This window comes from Desulforamulus putei DSM 12395, from assembly GCF_900129195.1.
Lineage (GTDB): Bacteria > Bacillota > Desulfotomaculia > Desulfotomaculales > Desulfotomaculaceae > Desulfotomaculum > Desulfotomaculum putei.
Genome location: NZ_FQUY01000012.1, coordinates 60,570 through 86,756, shown reverse-complemented (window position 1 = coordinate 86,756; position 26,187 = coordinate 60,570). Strand labels below are relative to the sequence as shown.

Here is a 26,187-nt window from a genome sequence, read left to right as displayed (position 1 = left end):
GTGCCAACCGAGCCGCCGTAGCAGTTGCCCATAGCATCTTAACCATAGTCTACCATATTTTAAAACGTAAGCAGCCATATATTGAGCTTGGTCCATCTTATTATGAAGAACGCAAACGTGATACTGTTATTAAGCAGTCCATCAAGAAGCTAGAATCGCTTGGAGTCACGGTCATTGTTGAATCAGTAGCCTAATTTCTCTTGGTTAACATATTATCCTTCTGCTATCCGGAACCGTGTTTTTAAAAAAAGGTTAGTCCGGGTTAGTTTGTTATTGTCTTTTTCATGGCCATGTTGCTTTAATTTTCAGGATAGGTAGGCTAAAAACGCAATTTTGGAAGGTAGAAAGACGCAGACAAGGCGGGGTTTCAATTCCTCATAGGTAGGCTAAAAACCCATCAGAAAGCCCTAAAAATAAGGGTTTTATATATCCAGCCTAAACGGTGTTTGATGTTAACCAAATTAAAAACCCGCGTATTACTTAGGTCTTTTGTTTTCAGGTTGTCGTCGATCCCCAGGGACTTTTGCGCTATTATAGATCGACGACAACTACTAATCGTTAATAATATAATATTTTCATCTTCACTTTTTTTCAAGCTAAATTATTTCCCCAGAGACCCCCTTGCCGCTAAAGCGGCACCAGCAGAAGGATGAAAATTATATTTTCAGGATAGGAATATTTTTTTGTTTCTCTATCCTAGTTTATCATTAACTGAAGCCCATGTCCATTTTGGGGACTAGGTTTATTATGGTTGCTATCATCAGCTGGCCAGAAAGGTAGTGTAGGTTTTTTTCCGGGCTGTCCCCGGCCTTGCGCAACGCTGCTGCTTGTTTTTCGAGTAGGGATAGCATTGGGTCTCAATTTTTTGGTTGTCGGAATTGTATTAGCCTTTATTTTGGGAGGCATTATAGGCCTGGAAAGGCAAAAAAGGTATATAATGGCCGGTGTTAGAACCAACGTTTTAGTTTGCACCGGGTCCTTTCTTTTTGTCAGTTTATCCATAATGATGGGTCAGTGAAGCCCACATGATTATGCCTTAAACGTAACCGGAGAAATTTTGGCCCGATGAAAAAACTCCTTCAAGGTTTTTTGAAGGAGTTTTTTACTACAATAAAATTAAAATTGTTCCATAATTTTGGCGATGGCGTCGCCGTGATGGTCTTCATCCCGGGCCATGCGTTCAAAGACAAAGTGCTTATCGGGCTGTGCCTTAAAAATATCCGCCATCCGGCGGTACATCTTGGCAGCGGCGCCTTCCCGCTGCATGGCCACCGTCAGAACTTCTTTGGGTGTCATGTCCGGGTTTAACGCTCCGGCCTCTTCAAAACCATCGAAGTAGACTTCTTCGTTGATAGGCTCACCGGACTTTAACCACAACAGGTAATCCAGGTGGTCCTGCTCGTCCCGGGCCAGTTTCTCCAATATTTTCACAGTATCCGGATTTTTGGCTTTACACGCCATGTCCTTGTAAAATTTACAGCTGCTTTCTTCAGACTTTATTGCCACATCTAAAATGTCGTTGATTGTTAAACGCATCTCCGTCCCCCCTAACTGAATTCATCAAGTATATTGTAATGCTGTTTCTGAATAATTACCATAACAAAAGTCTTGCAATTCTCTTGCTTTCGTATGATGGCGGTTACTCCAGGTTTAACTTATGGGCAGAAAACGGCATTATATAGCCGCAGGACTCACACAGCGTGATGACCACCGGCAGTCCACGCTCCGGGTTGATTCCATAGGTACCGTCGGGCTTGCGGACCAGTTCGTTGAGGGCGAAAATTTGAGGCTCTTTGTTCTGGCTGTCTTCGGACATAATCATCACCATTTCCACATCACAAATGGGACAGACGGGTTTTTTCATAGTTATAACCATTCCTTTCGCAAGCTCAAGGCACAAAACGGAATGAAACGTTGTCTATGAGCTTGTTTTGTTTTAAAACTATCTTATTGAGATAACAGGCAACTACAAATCACGTGGAGGTGAGTGCGCTGTTCCTTTGGGAGTAGACCGTATTTTTATATGTGTAGACTGTCCTTTCAAGCACAAATAAGTGTGCCTTCAGAGCACGAAGACTTATCTTTGTATAAACAACTCGTTTATAGCTGGACAGTCAGTCAATGCCTGCTTTTCTCAATAATTTCTTACGAAGGGAGACTTTAATGTTAAAAATCGTTTACCCCATCTGTTGTGGAATTGATGTCCACAAAAAGTTTCTTGTTGCTTGTATTGCCTTTACCAATGACAAAGGTGTTACCACTTACAAGTCCAGACGCTTTTCTACCTTCACAAACAATTTGCGAAAGCTGTCGGAGTGGCTTTCCTCCAATTCCTGCACGCATGTTTGCATGGAATCCACCGGCAAGTATTGGGTACCTGTGTACAATATTTTGGAAGCCACCTGTAAAATTACACTGGCTCATCCAAAGTATGTCAAGGCGATTCGCGGTAAGAAAACCGATAAAAAGGATGCCAAGTGGATTGCCGACCTGTTTAAGCACGACCTTGTTGCCGGAAGCTTTATGCCGCCCCTTCCAATTCGTCAATTGCGTGACTTGATGCGTTATCGTTTCAAACTAACAAACTTTAGTTCCAGCGAGAAGAACCGGATTCAAAATTGTCTTACTGTATCAAATATCCAGCTCGCCAACGTGGTATCTGATACTTTCGGTAAGAGTTCAATGAGAATCATTGACTACTTGCTTGAAAATCCTGATGATAAGGATTTCGATTTTGTTCCTCTTCTTCACCCATCCATGCTGGATAAGGTGGATAAGATCCGCCTTGCTTTAGACGGGATAATTACACCCGAGCAACAGCAAAAAATGAATATTATCCTTCAGCATTACGACGGATTGGAAAAGTGTAAGTCCAATCTTGAATCCTTAATTCTATCGCTCTCAGAGCCTTATGCCAAGGAACGTACTTTAGTGTCCACTGTACCAGGTATCAAAAATCCCTTTTCTGCAATCGCTATAATTTCAGAAATCGGTGCTGATATGTCTGTGTTCCCTACAGCCAAACACTTGTGTTCCTGGGCAGGAGTGACTCCTCAAAACAACGAGAGTGCGGGCAAAAAACATTCTGTTCGCATATCTCGTGCCGGTGTTTATATCAAACCACTTTTAGTACAGTGCGCCAACGCTGTTGTTAAAAGTGATAAACACCCTGAAATCAAGGGCCGCTATTTATCCATCAAAAAGCGGCGTGGCCATAAGCGTGCTATTATAGCTATTGCACGAATGTTGCTTACTGCCATTTATCACATCCTTAAGAAAGGTGAACCTTATAATCCCGAGCTTTATAAGAAAGCTGAACCTTTTCCTGCATCTCGTGAAATCACAGTAGAACAGGCTATTCTTATAGCACGTAGACACGGGTACTCTGTAGTTAAGGATTGATGGAAATACACAAGTTGTCACTATTCATTTTTTAAAGACTGTCCCATGGATGGTCTGTTTGCTATGCTCTTTTTTAGTTTGTGCCCCCCGTGGAGCTGGTTTCAGACTTACACCACCTATTTTTTTATCCATTATACTACGAAAAATTCGTAACGCCAGGGTTGTTTCCAGTGATTATCTTACAAATAAAACAAAGTGAGAAGCGAAGCGTCCTCTCACTTCTCAACCCATGGGTACCAACTTGATCTGCCCCCAGGCGGCCAGTTTTTCTCCTTTAATGGCCACAGCGCCCATGACCCCCGGGACGGCGGCGGCAAAATCCACCGCCTTTTGCACATCCTCTTCCCTTTGTACCAGGTTGCCGGCCGCCGTGGCCACCGCGTCCGCCAGCGGAGCGGAAGGCGCTAAAATGACGACGGCATCGGACTTACCGAAACTCAAGGAATGGCCCACGGTGCCCGAGGAAGTGCAGATCCCCAGCGGGGTCTGGCCCGGCTGTATTTCCAGGGCAATCCGGTGGGTAAAGGGAGAAGGCCCGGCAAAGATACCGACTTTTCTGGGCCGGGCGGTCTTAATAAAAATGTCGCCGCCGTTTTCCACAATGACGTCCCGGGAACGCCGGGCCAGAGCTTTCCCCACCAGCTGGGCAAAGGCCCCGGCCACCGCGGCCATGGGCCCCACCCCGGCCAACCGGGCCGCCTCGGCCATCTCCACCGCCAGGGGAGGGGCGCCGGCCTCCGTTGGATGGGGAACCAGACTGGTTTTAAAAGCCGGATCCTTGCTAATGTATTCCTCCAGCAATGCCCGCTCTTTTCTTACCAGCTCTTCCACCCAGCGGGCCAGTTCCGGCGAAAAACGTTCCCGCCGTACACCGATATCCAAGTCGGTCTCCCGAACCGCCACTTGAAAATGGATGAGATCCCCCTGGCGGTGCAGGGAACGGTAAGTGCGTTCGGTATAATCCAAGCTAAATTCTTACCTCCATGGCCCGGACCGGGCAAACCTTTAAACACTGCAGGCAGACCACGCATTTATCGCCGTTAAACTGTACCTCCATGGAGGGGCGCTCGATGTAAAGGGCGCCGGCGGGGCAGTGTACGGTACAGGCGCCGCAGCTGGTACAGCGGTCATGGTTGCGAACCACTTCCTGGGTCAGGGGATGCACGCTAATCCCCTGATCGCGCAGGTATTGGATTCCTTCTTCGTATCTTTCCCCATCCAGGTCTAAAACCATCGTTCCTTCCAGGTGGGGGTTAATCTTGGCTTTTACGATGTTAACCACCAGATCGTAGTCCTTCACCAGGTGATAGATTATAGGCCGGTCCGATGTGCTGGAAGTGAAGCGCAAAACAATTTTATGAGGCGCCATGAAAACCACTCCTTTCCTCCGTTACTTGATTTCCAGAACCTTACCGGTCAACCCGGCAGCAGGCCCGGGCAGCAGCTGTACCGGTTCGCCCAACAGGAAGTCGCCCTTTTGAATCCATTGTTTCAGAATGTGGGCGATTTCCCGGGCCTTGGGGTAGCTGGAAAGGGGCGCGGTGGGCACTTCTTTCCCTTGAACAATGATCTTGCCGGATTTCAACTGGGCGTAGCTGACCAGACCCAGGTTGCCGGCCACCCGGTTGGGATAGCCTTCGCTGTAGTCCACCACCGGAGCATGCAGTTCTTCATCAGACAACGCCGCATACCTTAAAATTTCTTCATTGAGGATAGGAATGGGAATGCCCAGACCCACCGTCAAGGTGGCGCCGTAGCCCTGGAAGCTGGTCCCCCGGAGCCACTGCGGTTTCATTTGTTTAAGATCTCCCAGTACCGCAAGGGTGCCGCCGGCGGAGCCTATGATGTTCCCCTCACCGTCTTTCAGCCAGCCGGGGAAGTGCTGGGTGCCGTTCCAGACCACATAGCCGATACCCCCGCCCAGGAAAATCCGGGTGCCGATGCCGATGGTGGCAAAGTTGGGGTCCTTCATCAGCGGACTCAATTGACCGGAGGTGGAGTAGTTGGCATTGCCCAGCCGGGGCTTCAGGGTCCCCATATAGGTATAGATGGTTTTATCGCTTAAGTTTACGGCACAGTTATAATTCTGGTAAGCATTGCGGGGGTTAAATAAAATGGCCTCGTTGATGTCATTTATGGTAACGGTGGTCTCAATCTCCCTGCGTGGATAGCAATCGGTGCCGTAGGATAACGCCTCCAGTTTTACAGGTTTGCCCGCCACCAGGTCTTCAATGACATGACCCCCGCCGTAACGGAACTCACCGGGGTAATTGTTATTGGCGGGATCATCCTCCGCAATCTCGGTGGCTCCAATGTAAGCATCCACCGCAGCGATGCCGGTATAGGCCGGAACTCCGTTAAGCCAAACCTTGCTCATGCGAATACGGGGCGAAGAATGACCAAAGTTTAAAAAAGCGCCCGAGGAACACATGGGACCAAAGGTTCCCGTGGTAACTACGTCTACCTCTGCAGCGGTTTTGGCCAGTCCCTGTTCCCTGACTTTTCCTATGACTTCTTCCGCGGTGAGAACCACCGCTTTGCCCGCTTTGATGCGGGCATTAATTTCCTTGTAGGTACGTTCAACACCCATTTTGGTCCTCCTTTCGTGCTCTTTGCCCCGACATAAAATAAAACCTCTTCTTAACAGAAGAGGTTTTGACCTTTGCATCGTCGCAGCACACCTCTTATCTGTCAGAAGAAAATCTTCTGCAGGAATTAGCACCTGTCCGGATGATGCCGGATGGTTGCCGGGTTTCATTGGGCCAGTCCCTCCACCTCTCGGGATAAGAGCACAGGTATGATATTTGATTTTGATTATTAAGTTTAGCAATCAACCGGTTCACTTGTCAACTTAATTTTTCTTAACCCGGTACAACATTTCAATGACCCCGGGCCCCTTGTCTTCATGAAGTTTAAAGAACTTCGCCAGATCGGCCAATTCCCGACGATCCATGATGATGCGGTACCCGGTGGGGAATTTTACCCAGAAAACCTCCTGATCTTTCATATCGGTAACTTCCAAGCCGTTGCTTTGTAAATAATGAACATTTTGCTGCACCAACACGCTGCACCTCCAAATTTTTTATAGCATTAAAATCGGGTCAATATTTGTACAAGGTTCGTCTCAGCAGCCATCCAATTTATGTAATTGACATCTGACTTGCTGCCGTGCATAACCGCTGCCCTTCTATCAAACTCTAATTATTAAACAGGGGGTGATGGTTATGACTTATCAGGAAGAATCCAGGCCCGATCTGCTGGAAACAGGCGTCAGCAGTTGGTCCTACTCCCCGGAGGAGCCTGAAGGTGAAATGAACATTGATTTTTACCATAACTGGTCGGCTCACTGGTAGCATGAAGCCTAATTAGTTTATACCCCAACCATTCCCGCACCGCAAGATAGGAAAAAAAGATTTAAAACTTAAGTCCTATCTTGCCGGGACTATCGTCCTATGTTCCCAAAATTCAAAGCCCGCAGGCCGACAGGTCCACGGGCTTTTTTTAGTGACAATGATTTGGTTTTATGAGAACAATTTACTGACGGAAAGGTCTTCATGAATACGAATAATGGCCTCACCCAGCAAGGGCGCCACAGACAACACCTTAATTTTATCAATCATTTTTTCCGGCGGCAGGGGAATGGTATTGGTAATCACCACTTCTTTAATGACGGATTCCTCCAGCCGTTGAATGGCCGGACCGGAAAGAACCGCGTGGGTGCAGCAAACATATATTTCCCTGGCCCCCCGCTCCATCAGAGCAGCGGCTCCTTTGGTAATGGTACCGGCGGTGTCGATAATGTCGTCAATCATAATCACCGTTTTGCCTTTAATGTTGCCGATGATATTGGTAACCTCGGCTACGTTGGGTTCCGGACGCCGTTTATCGATAATGGCCAGAGGAGAGCCAATACGCTCCGCCAGGTCCCTTGCCCGGGTGACCCCGCCGATATCCGGTGACACCACTACCACATCATCCTGCAGGTTTTGCTGAAAATACTCGGCCAGTATGGGGACCGCCGGCAGGTGGTCCACCGGAATGTCAAAGAAGCCCTGAATCTGGCCGGCATGCAGATCCATGGTGATGATCCTGCGGCAACCGCTGGCGGTCAGGATGTTGGCCACCAACTTGGCGGTAATGGGGTCCCTGGCCCGGGTTTTACGGTCCTGCCGGGCGTACCCGTAATAGGGGATGACCGCTGTAATGCGACGGGCGGAGGCCCGGCGCAGGGCATCGGCCATGATTAACAACTCCATCAGATGTTCATTGACCGGTGTGGAGGTGGGCTGAATAATAAAGGCATCGGAACCCCGCACGCTTTCCTCCACCTTGACCCGGATCTCCCCGTCGCTAAAGCGGGTTACATGGGATCTTCCCATGGCAACACCAAGGTACTGGCAAATTTCCCTGGCCAATTCCGGATTGGCATTCCCGGCAAATATTTTTAAACGTTTGCTACCGGAAGACATCTAATTACCTCCAAAATAAAAAGTATAGCTCACTATAAGCCCATCAGCCATCAATGGACGGCAATTGCACGGATTAAGTTCCACAACTTTTATAGAAATACTTCATACACAGAAGCTGAGAGCTGAAGGCTGACAGCTGAAAGCAGGACCCCTAAGACTTACTCTCTTCTCTTTTTCGCCCAATCCGCCAGATTGGTTTGACGCTCTCTGGCCACTCCCAGGGCATGGGCCGGCACATCTTTGGTAATGGTGGAGCCCGCTGCAACAACTGCGTTCCGCCCAACCTTTACCGGCGCCACCAGGTTGGTATTGCTGCCGATAAAGGCCCCGTCCTCAAGGATGGTCTGGTGCTTGTTTTTCCCGTCATAGTTGCAGGTAATGGTCCCTGCCCCCACATTGACCTTTTCTCCGATGATGGCATCCCCCACATAACTCAAATGGGGTATTTTGCTGCCGTTACCGACAGTGGATTTTTTAATTTCCACAAAATCTCCCACCCTGGCATGTTCGCCGATGACGGTGCCCGGACGAATATAAGCATAGGGACCGATGACGGTATGGCTGCCGATATCACTGCCGGCCAGTACCGAATATTCAATTTTAACATGATCTCCGATGACACAATCGGTGATTTTACTGCCGGGGCCAATGATGCAATGGCTGCCGATCTCCGTTTTCCCCTGCAGGAAAGTAAAGGGCAGGATGACGGTGTCCCGGCCGATTTTAACATCCTGGTCAACATAGGTGTTGTCTGGATCCATAACAGTGACGCCCTGGATCATCAATTCCTCCAGCACACGGCGGCGCAGGATCTTCTCTGCCCGGGACAACTGAATGCGGTCATTAATCCCCTGGACCTCCCGGGGGTCCTCCAGGGTTACCGCCTGCACCGTTAATCCCCTTTGCACAAAAATCTGAATGATATCCGTCAGGTAATATTCACCCTGGGCATTGGCAGGGGATATTTCCTTCAGCGCTTCAAACAGGCCGGGCGCTTTAAAACAGTAGACCCCGGTATTGATTTCCTGAACCAGCAATTCCTCCGGCGAAGCATCCTTTTGTTCCACAATGCGGGATACGTTCCCGGCGGCAGTCCGAATCACCCGGCCGTATCCGGTGGGGTCAGCCATTTCCGCGGTGAGTAACGTTGCCACCGCCCCGGATTCCCGGTGGGTTCGCGCCAGCCTGGCCAGGGTTGACGCCCGCAAAAGAGGCGTATCCCCGCAAACCACCAGCAGGTCACCGGTATAACGAGCAAATTCGCCTTCTGCCTGCTGCAAAGCGTGAGCTGTTCCCAATTGCTCTTCTTGCAGCACCACCGTGGCATTGTCCCCCAGGAAATCAATGACCTGTTGGGCCCCAAATCCGGCCACCACCACTGTTTTGGTTACACCGGCGCCAACTACGGCATTTAACACATGACCTAACATGGGCCGGCCGCATACCCTGTGCAATACTTTTGGCAGATCCGACTTCATTCTGGTTCCTTTACCGGCTGCTAGGATCACCGCAGCAAGTTCCATCCGGCGCCCCCCTTTTCTTTCTAAACTATATCATTTCCTTATTAAGTCTAAGTTTTACTACCAACCGTAGTTTTTCCACAAAAAAGCACAATTTCCTTTTAAAATTGACAAAAATCGATAAAAAATAGAATATTTAGAAAAATAAAAGGGAGCCCGTATGCTCCCTGAAATGTTTTTAGGGTGTTAAATTGCTTCCTTGTAGGCCTGCAGTACGGCATTTTGGATAATTTCTCTGGCCGAGGAATTAATGGGATGGGCAATATCCCGAAACTCTCCGTCCGGAGTTTTTCTGCTGGGCATGGCAACGAACAAACCGTTTTGCCCCTCAACAACCTTGACATCATGGATCACAAAGGCGTCATCCAGCGTGACGGACACAATGGCTTTCATTTTGCCTTCCATGAGTACCTTCCGTACCCGCACATCGGTTACATGCAAGATTTTTCACCACCTTCCGCTGCATCAACTTCTGTTGGGCTAGTTAATTCTGCAGCGAAAAGGAAATTCCTGCTTATTTCAAAACTTTCTTATAATTTTTCTGGGTTTTTTTGTGTATTATTTCAAAATTCCCAAAACATACCCCATTTGTTCCAAGGATCGGACAATCTCCTCAACGTGCCCCGCATTCCTGGTTTCCAGGGAAATTTCCACTTCCGCCTGTTTCAGGGGGACATTGGGTTTAATCCGGTCGTGGGTGATGGAAATCACATTGGCCCCACCGGTCGCCAGGGCCGACAAAAGCTTTTGCAGGGAACCGGGTTTGTCTGTGACGATGGTGCGCAGCCTCAAATAGCGGCCGGCCTTTACCAGCCCGCGCTCAATAATGATAGAGATGACATTGACGTCGATATTGCCGCCGCTCAGGATGACAGCCACCTTTTTACCGTAGAGATCGCATTTTTTATGCAGCAAGGCGGCGATCCCCACCGCCCCGGCACCTTCTACCACCAGCTTGGCGCTCTCCAACAGCATCAAAATGGCCCAGGCGATTTCCTCGTCATCCACCGTGACGATTTGGTCCACATAATGCTGTACCATCTCAAAGGTCAGGTCCCCCACCCGGCGCACCGCGATGCCGTCGGCGATGGTCTGGGCAGACGCTAATTCATGGGCTTTGCCGATGCGGCAGGCCTCCAGCATGCAAGGCGCACCCGAGGCTTCCACCCCGATCATTTGCACCTGCGGCCGTTGTTCCTTGATGGCGCAGGCGATGCCGGAGATGAGCCCGCCGCCGCCGATGGGCACCAAAACGGCCTCCACTTCCGGCAGGTCTTCCAGCAGCTCCAGCCCGATGGTGCCTTGCCCGGCAATCACCAGCGGATCATCAAAGGCATGTACAAAGACTGCCCCGGTTTCCCGTTGGATCTCCCGGGCCCGGCGAAAAGCATCGTCGTAGCCCTGGCCGGCCAGCACCACATTGGCCCCGTAGGAACGGGTTCTTTCCACTTTGGTAATGGGCGCCCCCTCCGGCATCACAATGGTGGCAGGAATGGACGCCTGGCTGGAGGCGAGGGCCACTCCCTGGGCGTGATTGCCCGCCGAGGCCGCCACCACTCCCTTGCCGGCATCCTTTCCCAGAGAGGCAATCTTGTTGTAAGCGCCCCGTAGTTTAAAGGATCCGGTCTTTTGCAGGTTCTCCAGTTTTAAAAACACGGTGGAACCGGTCATTTGACTGAAAAATTCGGCGGGCTCCAGCGTGGTCCGCCTGCTGATGCCCTGCAGCCGTTCCCTGGCTGCCAAAATGTCCTTGAGGGTGACAAACCTGTTGGCCATGATGAGTGCTCCTTATCGTCTGAGTTCATTGGTAAGGCTGGTTTTCCTTTTAGGAAGAATTTTATGGTACCCTGCAGAGTTCCTGCGGGGCTGTTTTACTCTCCTCGTATCCCAACACCCGGCGCACCACCTGTAGATCCGCCGGTTTATCCACATCCATTCCCACTTCCGGGTAAGGACAAATCACCGCCCGGCCCTTGATGCCCAGCAGCCGGGAAGCCCTTACCTCCGCTTCCTTTATGGAAAGAATTCGCAGCAGTAATTTACAGAACAGGGGTATTCCCACCCGGCGTGCCAGGGCCAGGGGTTTCTTGCGTAAATTTACCAGCTCCTGGCCCAGGGTCAAACACCGGTCAACCACCCGGGGGTTTACCCAAAACAGGTTGCCGCCGGTGAAAACCCCTTCCTTAAATCTGACATAGGTTCGCCTGGCCCCCGGATACTTTTCCACCACTGCTTCCCTGGGAACCAGCGGGAAATAAAAATCATGGCTGCCGTCCCCGCAAAGGCTCAAAAAACCTGTTACCGCCCCGGGGGTGAGCAGCGGGATGTCCGAGGTGGCCAGCAAAAAGGGCCGCTCCATCCGGGCACAGCCCCGCCGGAGATTTTCCGTCAGGGTTTGACCGGAGGCCGTCCAGTGGATTTCCGGTGACAAGACTTTTTTTACTTCCGGGGGGCCAACCACCAGAATGCTGCGGATCTGTCCGGAATTTTTCAGTGCGTTGACCACATGGCTTACCATGCTGTAAGGCCCGATCTTAATGAGGGCTTCATATTTCTCCCTGCTTACGCTTTGTAAGTCTCCGTTGTTTGGACTGCCGGCCAACACCAGCGCGTCAATCATCCTTTTTTTGTGCCCCCTTAAGGGAATTTAACATGCTGTTTTCCGCATTATAAATATGCTCCCTGGCTAACGTCTGGCTCAGTTCCACATTGCGGTCCGCGATGGCGTCCACAATCTGCCGGTGCTCTTCTACGGCATCTTTACTTCTGCCCGGCTGGGAGAGGGACACCGTCCTTACCCGTTGGATCACTTCTCTCAAGTGGGTGATAATTTGCTGCAGGCGCTCGTTACGGCTGGCCTTGTAAAGCAAGTCGTGAAAATCGGTGTCTGTTTCCACAATGCCGTTGATATCCTGCCTGTTGGTCTGCTCGGAATAGGCCAACAGGGACCTCTGCAATTGTTCAATTTCTTCCTCGGTGGCCCGTTCGGCGGCCAGGCCTGCGGCCAGCGCTTCCAGGGCGGCCCGCACCTCGAAAACATCGGTGATATCCTTTAAAGAGATCCCCGCCACATAAGCTCCCTTGCGGGGAATCATGACCACAAAGCCTTCCAGCTCCAGTTTACGGATGGCTTCCCTGACAGGGGTGCGGCTGACACCCATTTCTTCCGCCAACTGAATTTCCATCAACCGTTCCCCGGGCTCCAGTTTGCCGGATAGGATGGCCTCCCGCAGGGTTTCAAAAACAATCTCCCGCAAAGGCTTGTAGGCATCTAATTTAATCGGTACCAATCTTGGCTCACTCATTCTCTCCGCCCCCTCAATTTTTACCTTAAATTTTGGCCAGCTGCTATTTTTCCCTTTCCTAAAGGGATACTTTTGTTATCTATATACATTATACCATACCGGTGGCCAGAACCTGACAGCCCGGCAGATTGAGCCGCCGGGCAATTTCGCCGGCGGTTTTTTCATCCGCCGTTAAACCAAAAATGGTGGGCCCGCTGCCGGACATCAGCACACCCCTGCACCCCGCCTCTTGCAGTCGCTCTTTTATGGCCTGCAATTCGGGATGCAGCCTTAAGGTGACACTCTCCAACACGTTGCACAGGTTGGCGGCAACCAGGTCCAAATCCCCCTTTTGCAGGGCCCCGGTCATTGCCGAGGTGTCCGGCCTGCGGCCCAGCTTCGCTAGGTCCAACCCCCTGTAAACTTCCGCGGTGCTGACGCCAAAGGCCGGTTTCACCAGGACCACGCCAAAGCGGGAAGCCGGGGGCAGCGGTGTGAGGATTTCCCCCACCCCCCTGGCGATGGCTGTGCCGCCCAGCAGGCAAAAGGATACATCCGCCCCCAATCGGGCAGCCAGCTTCATCAGTTGTTCCTCACGGAGCCTCAGGTTCCACAGGCGGTTGAGGCCCCGCAGGGCGGCTGCCGCATCGCTGGAGCCGCCGGCTAGGCCGGCAGCAACCGGTATTTCCTTGTGCAGGTGAATGATCGCCCCCGCCTCGGGTCCGGCCTGCTGCTGTAGCAAGCGGGCGGCTTTTAATACCAGGTTGTCCTGTCCCGCAGTTACGGGAACGCCGGACACGGTAAGAACAATTTCCTTTGGTTTATACTCCAATTCCAGGGTGTCATGCAACCCGATGCTCTGCATGATCATTTCCACCTCGTGGTACCCGTCGGGACGCCGGCCCAACACGTCCAGCGTTAAATTTATCTTGGCATGGGCATTCAGCCTCAGTCCCATGATCCCCCTCCTAAGCAGTAATAAACAGCTATTCCCCACGCAAGATGGAAAAACCTTCTTTTGCTTATAGGTATTTCTTTGGGGTCTGACCCCTCAGCCGTAGGGCCCATAAGAAATAGCCGTAAGCTTTCTTTCTATTATTTACTATCCAAGGATAAAAAATACCGGCAGCACAATACCCTCATGCCGCCGGCATTTCATAGTATGGAGTAGCGGGACGTGAAAGGAGGTGGCGGGATGAACGGTATCAAAATGTACCGGGCCGGCATCGAATTGTTTATTGATCCGCAAGCCCGGCGACTGAGTGTTTATGTCGGGGGGCAGGTATCCAAAACCTACCCGGTAGGGGTGGGCAAACCCGCAACACCCACTCCGGCAGGTGATTATAAAGTGATCAACAAAGTGACCAACCCCGGCGGTGTGCTGGGCAGCCGCTGGATGGGATTAAATATCCCCGGCGGCAACTACGGCATCCATGGCACCAACAACCCGTCTTCCATCGGCAACCTGGTTTCCTTAGGATGCATCCGCATGCACAATCATCATGTGGAAGAACTCTTCCCCCAGGTGCCGGTGGGGACCCCGGTTCGCATTGCCGCCGTACCCGGTTATAACCAGAAGGGGGGTCCCGTCCCCGCACCGGCCCCGGGGAGCTGTCTCCCGCTGGACCACAGGGTCCATGTGGTGCGGCCCGGTGACACCCTTTGGAAAATCGCCAAGGAATATCATGTTTCTCTGGAGGCGCTCCTGGCAGCCAATCAACTGGCCAACCCGAATATTTTGGAAGTGGGCCAAACCATTTACATCCCCGGATAGCGTTGTACTGACAAAATTGCCACTATCCGGGACTAAGCAAGATATCGGTCTGTTGTCTCGTATCGCCTGGCCTTTGTCATCTTTGCCTGCAGGTTGCAGCCTGTTGATTGAAAACCCCACGGGAAGATCAACTTAACCAAATGACCGGCATTGCCTTCATCCTAAGCCGGCAAAGGCAAAAGCAGGTCATGGAAGTGGTAAAGGGCCGGGTGAAATACCGGACGGTCAAAACCGGTTCCCGTGACCGGGAGTATGTGGAAATCCTCAGCGGCCTTACCCCCGGCAGTGTGATTGTTAAAGACGGCAGCCTGAATCTACGGGACAATGCCCGGGTTACTTCTTCAACAACAAAAACGCCCCGCCGGCCATGAGAAAAGTGCCGGCCATGTGATACCAGCTGAAGGGGATGCGGGCCACACCAAAGAGACCCAGGTGGTCGATGGCGGCGGCGGTTAGGACCTGTCCTACGATGATGGCGGTGGTGGCCGGGGCGACGCCCACAGCGGGGATGCTGCGGGCCACCATGTAGACGATTAATACACTTAAGACACCGCCGAGATAGGTATACCAGGGGGCGCCCATCCATTTGCCCAGGTCGCAGGTTCCCAGGCGGCAGACAAAGACCAATATGCCCACCACAACGGTTCCTACGGCATGAACAATAAAAGTGGTCTCCCACAGCCCGGCAATTCTGCCTAGGGCGGAATTCAGGGTTCCCTGCAGGGCCATGGTAAGCCCGGATGCGGCTGCGATCATAAGGGCTAATAATTTGCTGTCCATGACTGACCTCCGCTGAAAAAAGCAGGCCCGCGGCCTGCTTTTATCCTAATTTGTGTGTGGGCGCTCATACCAGAATGTCATAGCCCAGGGACCTGAGGGTTCCCCGCAGGTAATCGGGGTGGATGGCCCCGGGATCGAAATCCACTGTGACGGTTCCGTCCTCCAAATTTACGATCACCTTAGCTACCCCGTCAATTTCAGAGAGATAGGTTTCAATCTCCTCTTTATCATGCCGGCCTCCCTGTAAACCGCCAAGCTTAAAGGTCTTGGTCATATTCCGGTGGTCCCGCATTGTTGGCTCGCTCAAGACGTTCACCTCCTGATTTCCCTCCTATTTTTTACCGTAATCCGAGCCTTTATACACCAACAATCAACCCCTGCCGGATCTCTACCGTCCGACCGGGGCCGCTACCGATAAATTGTTTGCACTTTTTATGCCCCCGGGAAAGATTTTAGTGACAGATCCACCCTAACGATCCCTGCTCCGGTTAAATTCTTATCAATTCCTTTCGCCTTTTGGGCCCCGGACAACAACCGCCGGCGCAGTTGATTAGCATCTTCCTCAGGGTATTTTGCCTTTAACAAAGCCGCAGCACCGGTGATGTGGGCAGTAGCCATGGAACTGCCGCTTAACCGTACATAACTGCCCCAAAGATAGGTAGAAACGATATCGCTTCCGGGAGCCAGCAGATCCACCTCCGGGCCGCTGCTGCTAAAACTTGCCAGTTTGCCCCTGCTGTCCACCACGGCAACACTGATGGTTTCATCAAATACCGAAGGATAATCCACGGTATTCGGGCCACCGTCATTGCCGGCAGCCGCCACGATCAACAGCCCCCGCCTGTGGGCTGCGCGGACCGCTTCCTCCAGCGCACTGCTGTACTTATCGGTGCCAAAGCTCATGTTTGCCACGTGAATTCGGTTTTTCAGACACCAATCGAGGGCATTAATGGCGTTCAGGATTGTACCCTCACCCCATTGATCCAGCACCTTGACGGCATAGAGTTCCGCCTCCGGGGCCACGCCCACGATTCCCCTGCCAATGTTGGCAGCGGCGATAATGCCGGCCACATGGGTGCCATGACCGTTATCATCATAGTAAGATGCACCGGGGACAACCAAGTTTATCCCTCCCTTGAGATTGCCCCCCAGGTTAGGATGGCTGCCGTCGATGCCGCTGTCAATCACTGCCACTTTAACTCCCTGCCCTCTGGTTTCCGGCCAGCAGACATGGGCCCCGATATAGTGCACACCCCAGGGGATTAACTGCTCCTCATCGTACATAAAAGGTTTAAACTTGGCCGGCGCCCAGGGTACCAAACGAATTTTAAAATTTTCTTCTATGGCTGCCACTATACCGGCGGATCGTATCTGTTCATCGGTAATACCCTCCGGTAAAGTGCAAATAATGCCGTTGACATTCGGCAGGGTGCGAACTTCCTGTGCTCCTATCCAATTGATAAAATCAATATGGGGCGGGGTCAGTTCTCCACGGTACAGTCGATTCTTAAAAAGTATTATTCTTACCCGTTTATTTCCACCGACCATAGCTTCATCCCCTCCGGCCGGAACGCCCCTTACTCTTCTTTATTTTCTTCGGGTTTGCCTGGTTTGCCGGCGCTGTTATCGGCCGGTTCACTGCTCAGCAGTCCCTGGAGAAGGTTTCCTAGGGGAGTTAAAATACTGGCTAAATCAACCTCTTTGGCAGTCCGGGTAGCGCCCTGCCGTTCCTGGGACTTTACAGTGGCTACGATGGAGTCGAACATCACTCCTAGGCTGCCGGCAACAATATCCATCACCTTGCCGGTAACCTTGACTCCTTTGATGATCTTGCGAAGTGTTTCCTCTACAGGGACTTCCCTTTTGAACGACATTTTTTGCTGACCGGAAAGATTTTCTATGATTTCGTTTAATTTATCCAGTTGCTCATTTAGCTGGTATTCTGCCTGACGCTGTAATTCAACCCTGGAAACGATGTCAACCAGTTTATCCATGTTTGCCAGCACACCGGAAACCTGGTCCAGTTCACTGCTCTTCTGGGAGTGGATGCTCTCCAATCTGGTGACCAGCTGCTCTAAGTTGCTGGCGAGCCGGTTGCTGGATCTTTCACCCACTGTGATCACTCCCTTCCCTAACGAAACCTATGTCGACGCATATCCTGGGTGGAAGGGGCTACACGAGGGTGCAGCCCCTTCCCTCATAAAGGATATAAAACTTTTGTTTTAAGCCATTAGCACCAGGCAAAGCAGCAGCAGAAGATGGCCAGGGCCAGGAACAGGTAGAGGCCGAGCAGGTGGACGGGCAGAATGCCGCAGAATACCAGGGCGATGCCGATGATGAAGAGAGCCAGCAGCAAGCAGCAGCAAAGACCCAGATTTCCAGAGTGACCTCCGACTTTGTCCTTAATGCCTTCCAGTACGTTAGACATCTAAATTCCTCCTTATGTTTAAATCTGTGAACGATATCCCGGGACCGTTCTTACATTAAATTATGAGAAAAGGAGACTTTGTGTTACATTGTAATCAGACAAATTTTGCATGACAAAGTAAAAAAGGGCAGCCAACATGGGCCGACCCTTTATCCCTTAAGCAGGATACTCTAAAAAATTCCTGGCAAATTCGATATATTTAGACCCGTCACCTTGCTGAATTCATCCCTGGCCTTGGCCTTGCTTTCCAGTTGTGCCTGATGATAGGCTTCCACCAGCATTTGGCCCAGGACCTCCGGCGCCGTAGCGGGGGTCCGGTCAGGGTCGAAACGGACAGCTAAAATATTCTGCTGGCCGTTCATCATCACTTTGACCAGCCCGTCGCCAGCCGTCCCTTCCACAGTCAGTTCTTTTAACTGCTGCTGCAAACCCTGCAGTTGGCCAAGTATTTTCGACATATTGCCGAGCACGAACTCACCCTCCCTTTAACCCTTAAACATATTCATAAAATTGGACACGTTAATGCCTGTCATCTTGGCAATCTGCTCCTGGACCTTGTTTCTGCTCTCCTGTTGGGCCAAATTTAATGCTTCAACCACCTTATCTTCCAACCGGTTCACATTCTCCCGGATTAACCGGGGAGCGATTTGAACCCTTAGCAAAGTCTGGGCCCCGTTCATTAAAACGGTGACGTCGCCTTCTCCTACCGTTACCTCCACTTGAATTTCCTTCAGAGTATCCTGCATGTTTTGCACCTGAGAAATCATACCGCCTAAATTACCGAACAACGCAAACCAACCTCCTTAAAACGAAGATGTCGGCGAACCAAGCCGGGGGTCCCATTTTAAAATACCCCTAGGGGGCAGCCCCGGGTCTTTCCTTGTGGTTTCATGGTTTTGTTTGGGCTTTTCTTCCGGCGCATCCCTTTTTTCTTCCCTGGCCTGGGATTCTTTCGGTTTCTGACCCTCAGGCGGCCGTTTGGCCCCCAACATGTTAGCCAGCAAGGCCATTAAAGCCGCGGGATTGGCGCCGCCACCGCCGGGTCCGCCCATCATGCCGGCCAGAGCCGCCAGCATAGCCGGGTCAATGCCGGGTTTGTTCCCCGGCTCGCCGGGACCCCCGGGGCCCCTCGGCCCGCCGAGCATGCCGGCCAGGGCCCCCAGCATGGCCGGGTCGATGCCCCCCTGTCCCTGGGACCCCTGGAAAAATCCCGGCGGCGGGGCAGCGCCGCCGAGCATGCCGGCCAGTTGGGCGGCCAGATCCTGGGTTCCCCGGACCCTCTGCCCCTCCGGCAGGATGCGGTTCATGCAGTTAACAATGCCCAGCAGGTTCATCAAAGCCAGCAGAATCATGGTGGTATTCTGGTCAGCTCCGTGCTGGGCCTGAAAATTCAACAGTTTAAACATTGCTTCCTCCAGGTTCTGACGAATTGCTTCCCCCGGAGTCTGGGCCGGCTGGTTGACCGCTTCCCTGGACATCTTTTCCTCCTTGCCGTTTTCCACCTTGTTCCCCCCTTTTATGTCAAAAAAACTAACACTATAAATATATGTGGAGCTGCTGCCGTTCGTGCCCCTGGGACAAAACCTGTGAATTGGTATAAACCGGGAAGCCGCCCAGGGGCAGGCGGCTTCGCAATTTTTATTTGATTTGCTAAGCACGAATGGTTAATGTGGCATCGTCAACAAGTACATAGGCTCCGTTGCCTGCTTCCGGAGTGAATACAATGGAAACAAGGCCTGAAACGGCTCCTTCCGGCGCTGCAGAGGTAACACATTTTTGAACCCAAGTTCCGTTAATTTGCTCCTCTGTAAACGTCTGTACAGCTGCAGAATTGATGGCGTTGCCGGCCGCATCAAAGAAAGCGACTCTGGCTTCAACGATATATTCGGCCTCTGCTCCGGGTGGAATCGCTTCCGAAATATAGAAGCAGAACTCGTACCTGAGACCGGGGCGAATAACGTCGGCGGGTATGGTCTGGCTAATGGAAGCTGGTTGTGTCGGGTTGGCGGTACAACCACCGGGAGGCAGGAATCCCGCCGGGGGTCCGCCCAAGCCAACGGCAAAGCCGCCGTTTCTTCCCGGTTGCCCCGGTGCAGCATTAGACTGCTGCCAGACAGCAAGAATACATCCTGTAAAGGCTTCAAAGCCGGTGTTTGCCAGTACCTGCCTGCCAATCAAATCCTGATCCGGGATGCAGGTCTGGATGAAGATCTGCTGGTCTTCGGTGATCTTCAGGGTAAAGGTGATGGTAGCTACCTGCTGAATGCGGGTGGGACGGGGCAGCTCGAAGTCCACATCCACGTCCACATCCCGGAATTCAATATCAACATTGCCGGGATTCATGACGGGCAGGGGAGGATCCAGCTTTATACTCTTGGTGAATGGAATGTCCTCGCTAAAGTGCCTGACATCATCATCCTTGTTGACATAGAAAATCTGTTTGTGCAGGGTGCCGTGTACCGTAATGCTTCTGATTTCCCGGGGACCGCAAACCGGGTCGCCGAAGTGCACGGTGGCCTTGGGGCTGTTGCAGGGAACATGGTTGTTCATGATGGGGCCGCTAAAGACCGGGTCGGCTTCCAGATCCCGGACCACCACATCAATGTGGTCAACTTTTTTGGCCATTTCAGGCGGGCAGGTAACGTTATCCACGGTTACGGAATCTCTGACATCCGCCAATACAATGGGCAGCTTAACTAAAACGCACCTGGCAGTTGGTAATGTTGCGTTCTGGTGGTTACCGTTAGGCATTGTTTTACCTCCTTAAGGTTATTTATAGTTAACCCTTGGCAACGCAAGGAATCTTGATGGTCTGGCCGACGGTGATCAGGTTGGGGTTGGTGATCTGCGGGTTCACGGCCAGAATGGCCTGCACGGTGGTGCCGTAACGCTGGGCCAGTTTGCTCAATGTGTCGCCCCTTTGCACTACATAATTAAAGGTTGTGCCGGGAACACACACCTCCGGTGCGGGGGTTGGTGTGGGGGTCGGTCTGGGTCTGAAACCGGTCACCACTTCCCGTTCAACGGTCTCGGTAACCCGGGCGCAGACGTTCAGCACAGCTTCAACCACCAGGTCGCAGCCGTCCATCTTGGCATTGGCCCATTCCACTTCCACATCAACATCCACCTCGTTATCCGGGCGGGCGCCGGGAACGTCGATAAAGGTCTTAAAGGCAACTTTGCGGTGAATCATATGGATGGACTGGTCTGCCTTCATGGCGGTGTACAGCACCTGGAACTCGATGGTACCCTTCACCAGCACCTTATCCCGGATCACGTCGGTATCTTTAATGACCACATCGCCGGCGGTAACTTCTTTAACTTTGTCAATGGCTGGCTTTTCGGAGGGCGGTTCCTTGGCATCCCGGACCACTACCTGTTTGCAGGCCTCTCCCACCAGGCTCTTCATATCCAGGGTGACAGTATCCACATCGGCGCCCTCAATATCGGTGATGACATCCACTTCACGATCCTCTGTCACCCGGACCCGGAGGCGTAATACAATGGTAGGAGACAATTTGCAGGCATTGTCTTCGGCCACCTCAACATCGCAGGACTCCACCATGGCGTCCACATGGACTTCCATGCCCTGCTCGGCGCCCTCCACTTCGATAAAGGTATTAAACTTAAAGGTTTCATGCAGGGTGTGTACCGACTGGTCTTCCTTCATGGCCGTGTAAGTACACTCCAGATCCACTTCGCCGTCAATGAGCACCTTGTTTTTAATAATTTTGGTGTCGGTAATTTCCACATCACACATGCATTTGTTGATCTTTTCAACGTCCGGCTTACCGTCAGGTACTTCGAATTCCTCGTCGATGAGGACCTGTTTGGTGCCGGTTCCCACTGTGTGCTGTAGGTTCATTCTTTCGGTTTCGCAGTTAAACCCCTGTGGGCACTCCGTAAGAACATTCACATCGCGGGTTTCGGTAACCCTGGCGGTAACCTTTAATACTGCAGCAACATCCCAGTCTTCAGCGCACTTGGGATCTCTGGTCAGGCTCACATCCTCCACCACGATGTCAATTTCCGCATTCATGCCCGGCCGGGCGCCTTCCACTTCAATAAAATCAGTAAAATCCAGTTCCGCATGGAAGGTATGAACAGACTGGTCTTCTTTAAAGGCGGTATACATAACTTCCAGCCTGAGGGTTCCTTCCACGATGACCTTGTTTGGTATGACCTCGACCTTTCTCAGCTTGGTGGTGGTGTCTGTGGACAGTATTTCTTCCACATCCGGCTTTGCCTCGGGCACAGAGATTGTGCCGCGGACGATGGTCTGCTCTGTATTTTCACCCACTACCTCTTCTAAACTAAATCTTTCTGTCTCTAACGCAGTGTTGTTGTTGTTATTGTTAACATCATCAAGAGCGCGTCGAAATTTTGGCTTGGGCCCTTTCTTCGTGGCCATTAATCGAGCCTCCTTTCAAGATATCTCCCTAATATATATATTGGATTGTCTGGAGAAATGTGCTGAAAATGTGGTCAATCCTTAAGAAAATGCAAAAAAACAGGAGGAAATATTTCCTCCTGTTTCCTGATTATGGCTGTGGCTTTTGTACAAGTTCAGCAGAGTTGTCCCAAGGTAAGATTGTTTAAACTACCGGCGGGCGAATTCCTGCACCCAGATATATCCATAACCGGTATAACTCTGGTAAACACCCACACCGATTTCATTGTAGTTGCTGTTCAGGATGTTGGCCCGGTGACCGGGGCTGTTCATCCAGTCCTGCATGACCTGGGCAGCGGTTTTCTGACCCATGGCAATGTTCTCGCCGGCAGCGGTATAATAGATACCAAACTTCCGCATCATGTCGAAGGGAGAACCGTAGGTGGGGGAAGTATGGGAGAAATATCTGTTTTTGTACATATCCTGGGCCTTTAACATGGCCACATCGGTAAGGTCCTGTTTTGCCGCCAAAGGCTTCAGGCCGTATTTCGCCCTTTCAATATTCACCAGATCCACCACCTGCTGCTGCAGTTCATTCATAAAGGAAGCAGGCTGCTGGGGTTGTTGAGGCTGCTCTTGTGGTTGCCCCGGTTGCTGAGGCTGCTGTGGTTGCTCCGGCTGTTGAGGCTGTTGTGGTTGCTGAGGCTGCCCCTCTTGCTTGGTGGCCAGCAGTTGCACACAAAGCTTGCCGGCATCGGTATCTGCAATCACCAGGCCGATGCGGTTGTATTTGGCGTTGAGAACGGAACGGCTGCCATAGTACTTCAACTGCTTATCAACCATGGATTTAACCTCGCTGCCGCGAACAATGGTTTGACCCAGGGAAGTATAACCGCCGTCCTTAGCTATTTGTAATAACATGCCGGAACCGGGGATTTGACCTGTTTTTTGGTAATAATCCAGGTTGTTGGCAGCTTGTACGGACAATTCATAGTCGTAGGTAAGCGGGGCAAGGCCTGCCCTGGCTCTCGCCTGGTTTACCAGGGTGACCATATCCTGGTCGTCGCCGGCTGCCGCTAGGGCCGCCTGGGGAGTCATGAAGGGTAACAAAACGGTGAACAGAAACAGGGTTGCCAGGAACACGGACATCTTTTTGAGTCGGTACTGCATTTCTTTTCTCCTCTCCTTTTTGCCTCCGGAGTTAGCTGACGGGTTCGGGCAAGGATATCCCTACCTGACGAGCCAGGATTCACCCCCAAATTGGTTCCTCCGTACCCGGCCTGCCGGGATTCGGCATTTTTTGTGTTTCTTGGCTTTTCAGCCTGAGTCTGTCCTAAATATACAAAAAAATGGTTGATCTTACAAAAGCCGTAATGCCTGTCATTTATTGAACTGTTTAACTGGTTCAGGATATTGTCGAATTTCCTGGTGAAAATCTTATTTTTCGTCATACATACCAACTATTGCCATGGAACAAAAAACCGGGATCTTCGTCCCGGGGTCTTGTCATATTTTAAAATTCTATGTTTAATTTATCCAGCACGTTTTGAATATGATTAAAAACAGTCACCTTGTCGGACCCTGCGAACAACAGCCCCACAGCTTTATTTTCCTCATTCAGTACCAGGGAACCGCTGTCGCCTCCCTGGGATTTCATATCTGTAACCACCTGATCAGCGAAATAAGCGGAGCTCTCATCATCCAGCTTCACTTCCATGGTGGCTCCCACCGCAGTGACAACCCCCCGGGTGACCCCTGTGGTCCTGCCGCTTTTTACCACCTTCATACCCGGCTTTGCCTGGGCTGTTCCCTGCACCTTACCGATGCCCACAATTTCGTCGGTGATGAGGTCCGGCCTGATGGGCCGGGCCACCGCGCAGTCCACAATGTTGGGTGTGCCGCCGCGCTTTACAAATTTAAGCTCGTAATTGGGACGGATGGTACGCACTAAAATATTGGCAAGGCGGGCCACGCCCTTGGCAACCGGGCAGGTGGCAGGGGCTTCTCCCTTTTGCAAGGGAATGTAGCGCAAAAGAGTGGCGATGCGGTCTTCCCGGGTGCCGCCGTCATACTCGCCGGGCTGCAGGACGGGGTCTCCGATGACGGCACGGCCGTCCTTGCCGTTGGTGGCATTGGCCAAAATGTGATTATTGGATAAAATCAGCAATTCCCCGGTGTTGCGGTCCCGCACCACCGCCCCGAAGGTGCCCGCCGTCACCCGGTAATGGCCAATGCTGAGGCCCGGTTGAGCCGGCCTGACGTGCTTGGTTCTTTCTTCATCCAGCAAGCGAACTTCGCCCACTTCAATGACGTCGGTATCCAGACCGTTGATCTTAAAAGGAACAAGGTGCTCCCTGCTGAGGTTTTCGGGAGCTTCTTTCTTTTTTACAAAGACAATAATAGCCGGCTGCTCGGTGCGCTCCCTACCCACTTGTTTGTGACCGACCCCCACGCCAACCACGTTTTTCATGCCAAGCAGGCGCCACCTGGCCTTTTCCAGGGTCTTGAAAAACTTATCCATAAAGGAAATCCCTCCCTAAAATATCCTAGACCATCATATGCTGGTTTTTAGGAAGGGGTACTATGGTTTTAATATTCCGTTCTTGGCACACCCAGGCGGTGTTTACCCCTGGTCTCGATGCCGCCGATGCCGTCAAAGCCCGTAATGGTGCTTTTAATGATATCTCGAATGGCAATGGGATCATGAATGGAGGTGTAGGAAATTTTTTCCACTACAAATACCGGGTCAAAGGCATGAATTAAAACCCTTTTGGGAGAACTGGCGAAATTGGCGCCGGCGCTTAATATGGCCTCATAGCAGGATTGGCAGGCCCCGGCAAAAATCACCAGATCGTCCCTGCTCTTTTCAAAGGAACGGGCAATCTTCACAGCTTCAATAAAATACTTGCTGTTATGATAGTTATTGACATCTTTTAAATCTTTAGCTCCCTTTATTAAGCCGTCGTGCCCGGTCAGTACCAGGATATCCGGGTAGTGTTTTTCCAGCAGCGCCAGCACTTTTTTCGGCTGCTCTTTTTCGTCCACTGCATAACCGAAGGCGGGGATGGAAAGGTTGCGGTAGGTGGTCATGCATAAGTCCAGGTAATCCTTATCCCCGTCCAGGTGCAGTACTGAACCGGGCACATCAAAACCCTCGATTTCACTTCCTTCCGACCTGTCTCCATCTTTGGACCGGCCCATCGAGCAAAGGCCGTCGGTGCACCTTTTGAGCCGGTCTTTTCTTTCTTCCATGCGTCTTTTCATCACCCGGTCCATCACTTCTGCATTATTTTTTAGGGTTTTGGTCCAATATTCGGCCACTTCTTTAGGATCGATTTTTACCAGGTCGTCAACCAGTGAACTGGCAAACAACCTGATGTCCAAACCCTTGAGAACGGCATAATCCAGGCCGTCATCGCCCCGGCGGATACTGGTAACTTTAAAAAAAACGTCATTCCCGTAAGATTTTCGGGCAACAATATCCCCCTCCTGTATTTTAGACACGGTTCTACCCCCTTTCATGTTTGCTCCATCTTATGTATCTTTTTGTGGGGTTGTGAATGACGGCGGTGGTTCATTGGGATATAATAGAACCGAAAAAACTTTGATAAGGGGGAAATCCATGATGTTTTCAGGCAAGGTAACCTGGCAGGGGGGCATGTGCTTTGAGGGAACCAGCGGTTCCCATCATACAATAATCATGGATACAGGAAAAGATATGGGCGGCGCCGACCGGGGAGCCAGGCCCACGGAAATCCTGCTGATGTCGCTGGCCGGCTGCAGCGGCATTGATGTGGTTCATATTTTGCAAAAGATGCACTTATCCATTGATGCCTTCTCTGTTTCGGTGGAAGGGGACCGGGCAGAAACGGAGCCAAAATTTTTTACAGAGATACGTTTACTCTATTCCCTTAAGGGCGAGGCGTTAACTCCGGAAAAGGTGGAACGGGCCATCCGGCTCTCCCAGGAAAAATACTGCTCCATTGCCAATAACCTGAACAGGGTGAGTAAAATTGTGTTTGCCTATGAGGTAAACGGGAAGAGGTTCCCGGAGGAAGGATATTTGTCTTAAGATACTATACGATATGGCAGAGAATAGCAAAAGGTGACTGAAAAATCTCTTTCCGCGAAAAAATCCCC

Annotated in this window: 32 protein-coding genes, 1 pseudogene and 2 riboswitches; of the genes and pseudogenes, 7 read left to right on the top strand and 26 right to left on the bottom strand. The window is 51.5% G+C overall.

What is annotated here, in order from left to right:
* Window positions 1-194 (top strand): annotated as a pseudogene (locus tag BUB67_RS16715) (IS110 family transposase); the annotation flags it as partial.
* Window positions 195-751: 557 nt separating this feature from the next.
* Entirely contained in the window at window positions 752-1,018 is a 267-nt protein-coding gene (locus tag BUB67_RS17405; protein WP_420795743.1) for an MgtC/SapB family protein, read from the top strand.
* 98 nt (window positions 1,019-1,116) lie between these two features.
* Here BUB67_RS17405 and BUB67_RS09395 read toward each other — a convergent pair whose 3' ends face one another.
* Together BUB67_RS09395 and BUB67_RS09390 are read right to left on the bottom strand one after the other, a co-directional pair.
* Window positions 1,117-1,536: a ferritin-like domain-containing protein gene (locus BUB67_RS09395; protein WP_073239144.1), complete on the bottom strand. Its 420-nt coding sequence runs from the start codon at window positions 1,534-1,536 to the stop codon at window positions 1,117-1,119.
* 103 nt (window positions 1,537-1,639) lie between these two features.
* Complete coding sequence (locus tag BUB67_RS09390; RefSeq protein ID WP_073239142.1) at window positions 1,640-1,864, bottom strand: hypothetical protein; 225 nt, start codon at window positions 1,862-1,864, stop codon at window positions 1,640-1,642.
* Window positions 1,865-2,163: 299 nt separating this feature from the next.
* Between BUB67_RS09390 and BUB67_RS09385 the strand changes: the two genes are divergently transcribed.
* Window positions 2,164-3,402: an IS110 family RNA-guided transposase gene (locus BUB67_RS09385; RefSeq protein ID WP_073239140.1), complete on the top strand. Its 1,239-nt coding sequence runs from the start codon at window positions 2,164-2,166 to the stop codon at window positions 3,400-3,402.
* Window positions 3,403-3,624: 222 nt separating this feature from the next.
* On the opposite strand, the gene BUB67_RS09380 is transcribed toward BUB67_RS09385, so the two are convergent.
* The 4 genes from BUB67_RS09380 to BUB67_RS09365 form a co-directional block, all read right to left on the bottom strand.
* The gene (locus BUB67_RS09380; protein WP_073239138.1) at window positions 3,625-4,368 is read right to left on the bottom strand and encodes a UPF0280 family protein; all 744 of its coding nucleotides are present in this window, start codon (window positions 4,366-4,368) and stop codon (window positions 3,625-3,627) included.
* 1 nt (window position 4,369) lies between these two features.
* Entirely contained in the window at window positions 4,370-4,771 is a 402-nt protein-coding gene (locus tag BUB67_RS09375) for an NIL domain-containing protein (protein WP_073239136.1), read from the bottom strand.
* 21 nt (window positions 4,772-4,792) lie between these two features.
* Window positions 4,793-5,992, bottom strand: coding sequence for a homocysteine biosynthesis protein (locus BUB67_RS09370; protein ID WP_073239134.1), 1,200 nt, complete (start codon window positions 5,990-5,992; stop codon window positions 4,793-4,795).
* A 91-nt stretch (window positions 5,993-6,083) separates the two neighbouring features.
* Window positions 6,084-6,192, bottom strand: a riboswitch (SAM riboswitch).
* A 61-nt stretch (window positions 6,193-6,253) separates the two neighbouring features.
* A complete protein-coding gene (locus BUB67_RS09365) occupies window positions 6,254-6,466 on the bottom strand; it encodes a hypothetical protein (RefSeq protein WP_073239132.1) in 213 nt (70 codons plus the stop codon).
* A 160-nt stretch (window positions 6,467-6,626) separates the two neighbouring features.
* Between BUB67_RS09365 and BUB67_RS17220 the strand changes: the two genes are divergently transcribed.
* Entirely contained in the window at window positions 6,627-6,755 is a 129-nt protein-coding gene (locus BUB67_RS17220) for a hypothetical protein (RefSeq protein ID WP_274377236.1), read from the top strand.
* 168 nt (window positions 6,756-6,923) lie between these two features.
* Here BUB67_RS17220 and BUB67_RS09360 read toward each other — a convergent pair whose 3' ends face one another.
* The 7 genes from BUB67_RS09360 to ispE all read right to left on the bottom strand — a co-directional run bounded on the left by BUB67_RS09360 (window position 6,924) and on the right by ispE (window position 13,633).
* Window positions 6,924-7,871, bottom strand: a complete 948-nt coding sequence (locus tag BUB67_RS09360) for a ribose-phosphate diphosphokinase (protein ID WP_073239130.1) — start codon at window positions 7,869-7,871, stop codon at window positions 6,924-6,926.
* Window positions 7,872-8,029: 158 nt separating this feature from the next.
* Window positions 8,030-9,394 carry a bifunctional UDP-N-acetylglucosamine diphosphorylase/glucosamine-1-phosphate N-acetyltransferase GlmU gene (gene glmU, locus BUB67_RS09355; RefSeq protein ID WP_073239128.1) on the bottom strand — a complete coding sequence of 455 codons (1,365 nt, stop codon included), beginning with the start codon at window positions 9,392-9,394 and terminating at the stop codon, window positions 8,030-8,032.
* A gap of 183 nt (window positions 9,395-9,577) precedes the next feature.
* Window positions 9,578-9,832, bottom strand: a complete 255-nt coding sequence (gene spoVG / locus BUB67_RS09350; RefSeq protein ID WP_008412118.1) for a septation regulator SpoVG — start codon at window positions 9,830-9,832, stop codon at window positions 9,578-9,580.
* A 117-nt stretch (window positions 9,833-9,949) separates the two neighbouring features.
* Window positions 9,950-11,167, bottom strand: coding sequence for a threonine ammonia-lyase (gene ilvA, locus BUB67_RS09345; protein ID WP_073239126.1), 1,218 nt, complete (start codon window positions 11,165-11,167; stop codon window positions 9,950-9,952).
* A 61-nt stretch (window positions 11,168-11,228) separates the two neighbouring features.
* Entirely contained in the window at window positions 11,229-12,011 is a 783-nt protein-coding gene (locus tag BUB67_RS09340; RefSeq protein ID WP_073239124.1) for an NTP transferase domain-containing protein, read from the bottom strand.
* Window positions 12,004-12,696, bottom strand: a complete 693-nt coding sequence (locus tag BUB67_RS09335; protein ID WP_073239122.1) for a GntR family transcriptional regulator — start codon at window positions 12,694-12,696, stop codon at window positions 12,004-12,006. The genes BUB67_RS09340 and BUB67_RS09335 overlap by 8 nt, the downstream gene beginning before the upstream one ends.
* 88 nt (window positions 12,697-12,784) lie before the next feature.
* Window positions 12,785-13,633 carry a 4-(cytidine 5'-diphospho)-2-C-methyl-D-erythritol kinase gene (ispE, locus tag BUB67_RS09330; protein WP_073239120.1) on the bottom strand — a complete coding sequence of 283 codons (849 nt, stop codon included), beginning with the start codon at window positions 13,631-13,633 and terminating at the stop codon, window positions 12,785-12,787.
* A gap of 237 nt (window positions 13,634-13,870) precedes the next feature.
* Here ispE and BUB67_RS09325 point away from each other — a divergent pair, with 237 nt between their 5' ends.
* Window positions 13,871-14,449 (top strand): L,D-transpeptidase family protein, encoded by a 579-nt coding sequence (locus tag BUB67_RS09325; RefSeq protein ID WP_073239118.1) that lies wholly within the window; start codon window positions 13,871-13,873, stop codon window positions 14,447-14,449.
* 107 nt (window positions 14,450-14,556) lie between these two features.
* Entirely contained in the window at window positions 14,557-14,820 is a 264-nt protein-coding gene (locus tag BUB67_RS09320) for an efflux RND transporter periplasmic adaptor subunit (RefSeq protein ID WP_073239116.1), read from the top strand.
* Here the strand turns inward: BUB67_RS09320 and BUB67_RS09315 are convergent.
* The 13 genes from BUB67_RS09315 to yabG form a co-directional block, all read right to left on the bottom strand.
* Window positions 14,783-15,229, bottom strand: coding sequence for a DMT family transporter (locus BUB67_RS09315; RefSeq protein ID WP_073239114.1), 447 nt, complete (start codon window positions 15,227-15,229; stop codon window positions 14,783-14,785). The genes BUB67_RS09320 and BUB67_RS09315 overlap by 38 nt on opposite strands.
* 64 nt (window positions 15,230-15,293) lie before the next feature.
* A complete protein-coding gene (locus BUB67_RS09310; protein ID WP_420795742.1) occupies window positions 15,294-15,545 on the bottom strand; it encodes a heavy-metal-associated domain-containing protein in 252 nt (83 codons plus the stop codon).
* A gap of 116 nt (window positions 15,546-15,661) precedes the next feature.
* The gene (locus BUB67_RS09305) at window positions 15,662-16,777 is read right to left on the bottom strand and encodes a S8 family peptidase (RefSeq protein WP_073239110.1); all 1,116 of its coding nucleotides are present in this window, start codon (window positions 16,775-16,777) and stop codon (window positions 15,662-15,664) included.
* A gap of 29 nt (window positions 16,778-16,806) precedes the next feature.
* Entirely contained in the window at window positions 16,807-17,343 is a 537-nt protein-coding gene (locus BUB67_RS09300) for a hypothetical protein (RefSeq protein WP_073239108.1), read from the bottom strand.
* Window positions 17,344-17,459: 116 nt separating this feature from the next.
* Window positions 17,460-17,657 (bottom strand): hypothetical protein, encoded by a 198-nt coding sequence (locus BUB67_RS09295; RefSeq protein WP_073239106.1) that lies wholly within the window; start codon window positions 17,655-17,657, stop codon window positions 17,460-17,462.
* Window positions 17,658-17,827: 170 nt separating this feature from the next.
* Window positions 17,828-18,127: a YbaB/EbfC family nucleoid-associated protein gene (locus tag BUB67_RS09290; protein ID WP_073239104.1), complete on the bottom strand. Its 300-nt coding sequence runs from the start codon at window positions 18,125-18,127 to the stop codon at window positions 17,828-17,830.
* Between the two features lie 15 nt (window positions 18,128-18,142).
* Window positions 18,143-18,445: a YbaB/EbfC family nucleoid-associated protein gene (locus BUB67_RS09285; protein WP_073239102.1), complete on the bottom strand. Its 303-nt coding sequence runs from the start codon at window positions 18,443-18,445 to the stop codon at window positions 18,143-18,145.
* 15 nt (window positions 18,446-18,460) lie between these two features.
* A complete protein-coding gene (locus BUB67_RS09280; RefSeq protein WP_073239100.1) occupies window positions 18,461-19,159 on the bottom strand; it encodes a hypothetical protein in 699 nt (232 codons plus the stop codon).
* A 148-nt stretch (window positions 19,160-19,307) separates the two neighbouring features.
* A complete protein-coding gene (locus BUB67_RS09275; RefSeq protein ID WP_073239098.1) occupies window positions 19,308-20,408 on the bottom strand; it encodes a DUF3794 domain-containing protein in 1,101 nt (366 codons plus the stop codon).
* A gap of 28 nt (window positions 20,409-20,436) precedes the next feature.
* Complete coding sequence (locus BUB67_RS09270) at window positions 20,437-22,068, bottom strand: DUF3794 and LysM peptidoglycan-binding domain-containing protein (RefSeq protein WP_073239096.1); 1,632 nt, start codon at window positions 22,066-22,068, stop codon at window positions 20,437-20,439.
* A gap of 189 nt (window positions 22,069-22,257) precedes the next feature.
* Entirely contained in the window at window positions 22,258-23,217 is a 960-nt protein-coding gene (locus BUB67_RS09265; protein WP_073239093.1) for a CAP domain-containing protein, read from the bottom strand.
* Between the two features lie 5 nt (window positions 23,218-23,222).
* Window positions 23,223-23,353, bottom strand: a riboswitch (cyclic di-AMP (ydaO/yuaA leader).
* Window positions 23,354-23,560: 207 nt separating this feature from the next.
* Complete coding sequence (locus BUB67_RS09260; RefSeq protein WP_073239091.1) at window positions 23,561-24,568, bottom strand: chymotrypsin family serine protease; 1,008 nt, start codon at window positions 24,566-24,568, stop codon at window positions 23,561-23,563.
* A gap of 68 nt (window positions 24,569-24,636) precedes the next feature.
* Complete coding sequence (gene yabG, locus BUB67_RS09255) at window positions 24,637-25,551, bottom strand: sporulation peptidase YabG (protein WP_073239088.1); 915 nt, start codon at window positions 25,549-25,551, stop codon at window positions 24,637-24,639.
* A 121-nt stretch (window positions 25,552-25,672) separates the two neighbouring features.
* On the opposite strand from yabG, the gene BUB67_RS09250 reads away from it, so the two are divergent.
* On the top strand, window positions 25,673-26,119 hold the full coding sequence (locus BUB67_RS09250) for an OsmC family protein (RefSeq protein WP_073239086.1): 447 nt from the start codon (window positions 25,673-25,675) through the stop codon (window positions 26,117-26,119).
* Window positions 26,120-26,187 lie beyond the last annotated feature (68 nt).

Coding starts and splice junctions, on each gene's coding strand:
- BUB67_RS09395 (WP_073239144.1), bottom strand. CDS start 1,536: ATGCGTTTAACAATCAACGACATTTTAGATGTGGCAATAAAGTCTGAA.
- BUB67_RS09390 (WP_073239142.1), bottom strand. CDS start 1,864: ATGAAAAAACCCGTCTGTCCCATTTGTGATGTGGAAATGGTGATGATT.
- BUB67_RS09385 (WP_073239140.1), top strand. CDS start 2,164: ATGTTAAAAATCGTTTACCCCATCTGTTGTGGAATTGATGTCCACAAA.
- BUB67_RS09375 (WP_073239136.1), bottom strand. CDS start 4,771: ATGGCGCCTCATAAAATTGTTTTGCGCTTCACTTCCAGCACATCGGAC.
- BUB67_RS09370 (WP_073239134.1), bottom strand. CDS start 5,992: ATGGGTGTTGAACGTACCTACAAGGAAATTAATGCCCGCATCAAAGCG.
- BUB67_RS17220 (WP_274377236.1), top strand. CDS start 6,627: ATGACTTATCAGGAAGAATCCAGGCCCGATCTGCTGGAAACAGGCGTC.
- BUB67_RS09360 (WP_073239130.1), bottom strand. CDS start 7,871: ATGTCTTCCGGTAGCAAACGTTTAAAAATATTTGCCGGGAATGCCAAT.
- glmU (WP_073239128.1), bottom strand. CDS start 9,394: ATGGAACTTGCTGCGGTGATCCTAGCAGCCGGTAAAGGAACCAGAATG.
- ilvA (WP_073239126.1), bottom strand. CDS start 11,167: ATGGCCAACAGGTTTGTCACCCTCAAGGACATTTTGGCAGCCAGGGAA.
- BUB67_RS09340 (WP_073239124.1), bottom strand. CDS start 12,011: ATGATTGACGCGCTGGTGTTGGCCGGCAGTCCAAACAACGGAGACTTA.
- BUB67_RS09335 (WP_073239122.1), bottom strand. CDS start 12,696: ATGAGTGAGCCAAGATTGGTACCGATTAAATTAGATGCCTACAAGCCT.
- ispE (WP_073239120.1), bottom strand. CDS start 13,633: ATGGGACTGAGGCTGAATGCCCATGCCAAGATAAATTTAACGCTGGAC.
- BUB67_RS09325 (WP_073239118.1), top strand. CDS start 13,871: ATGAACGGTATCAAAATGTACCGGGCCGGCATCGAATTGTTTATTGAT.
- BUB67_RS09315 (WP_073239114.1), bottom strand. CDS start 15,229: ATGGACAGCAAATTATTAGCCCTTATGATCGCAGCCGCATCCGGGCTT.
- BUB67_RS09305 (WP_073239110.1), bottom strand. CDS start 16,777: ATGGTCGGTGGAAATAAACGGGTAAGAATAATACTTTTTAAGAATCGA.
- BUB67_RS09295 (WP_073239106.1), bottom strand. CDS start 17,657: ATGTCTAACGTACTGGAAGGCATTAAGGACAAAGTCGGAGGTCACTCT.
- BUB67_RS09275 (WP_073239098.1), bottom strand. CDS start 20,408: ATGCCTAACGGTAACCACCAGAACGCAACATTACCAACTGCCAGGTGC.
- BUB67_RS09270 (WP_073239096.1), bottom strand. CDS start 22,068: ATGGCCACGAAGAAAGGGCCCAAGCCAAAATTTCGACGCGCTCTTGAT.
- BUB67_RS09265 (WP_073239093.1), bottom strand. CDS start 23,217: ATGCAGTACCGACTCAAAAAGATGTCCGTGTTCCTGGCAACCCTGTTT.
- BUB67_RS09260 (WP_073239091.1), bottom strand. CDS start 24,568: ATGGATAAGTTTTTCAAGACCCTGGAAAAGGCCAGGTGGCGCCTGCTT.
- BUB67_RS09250 (WP_073239086.1), top strand. CDS start 25,673: ATGTTTTCAGGCAAGGTAACCTGGCAGGGGGGCATGTGCTTTGAGGGA.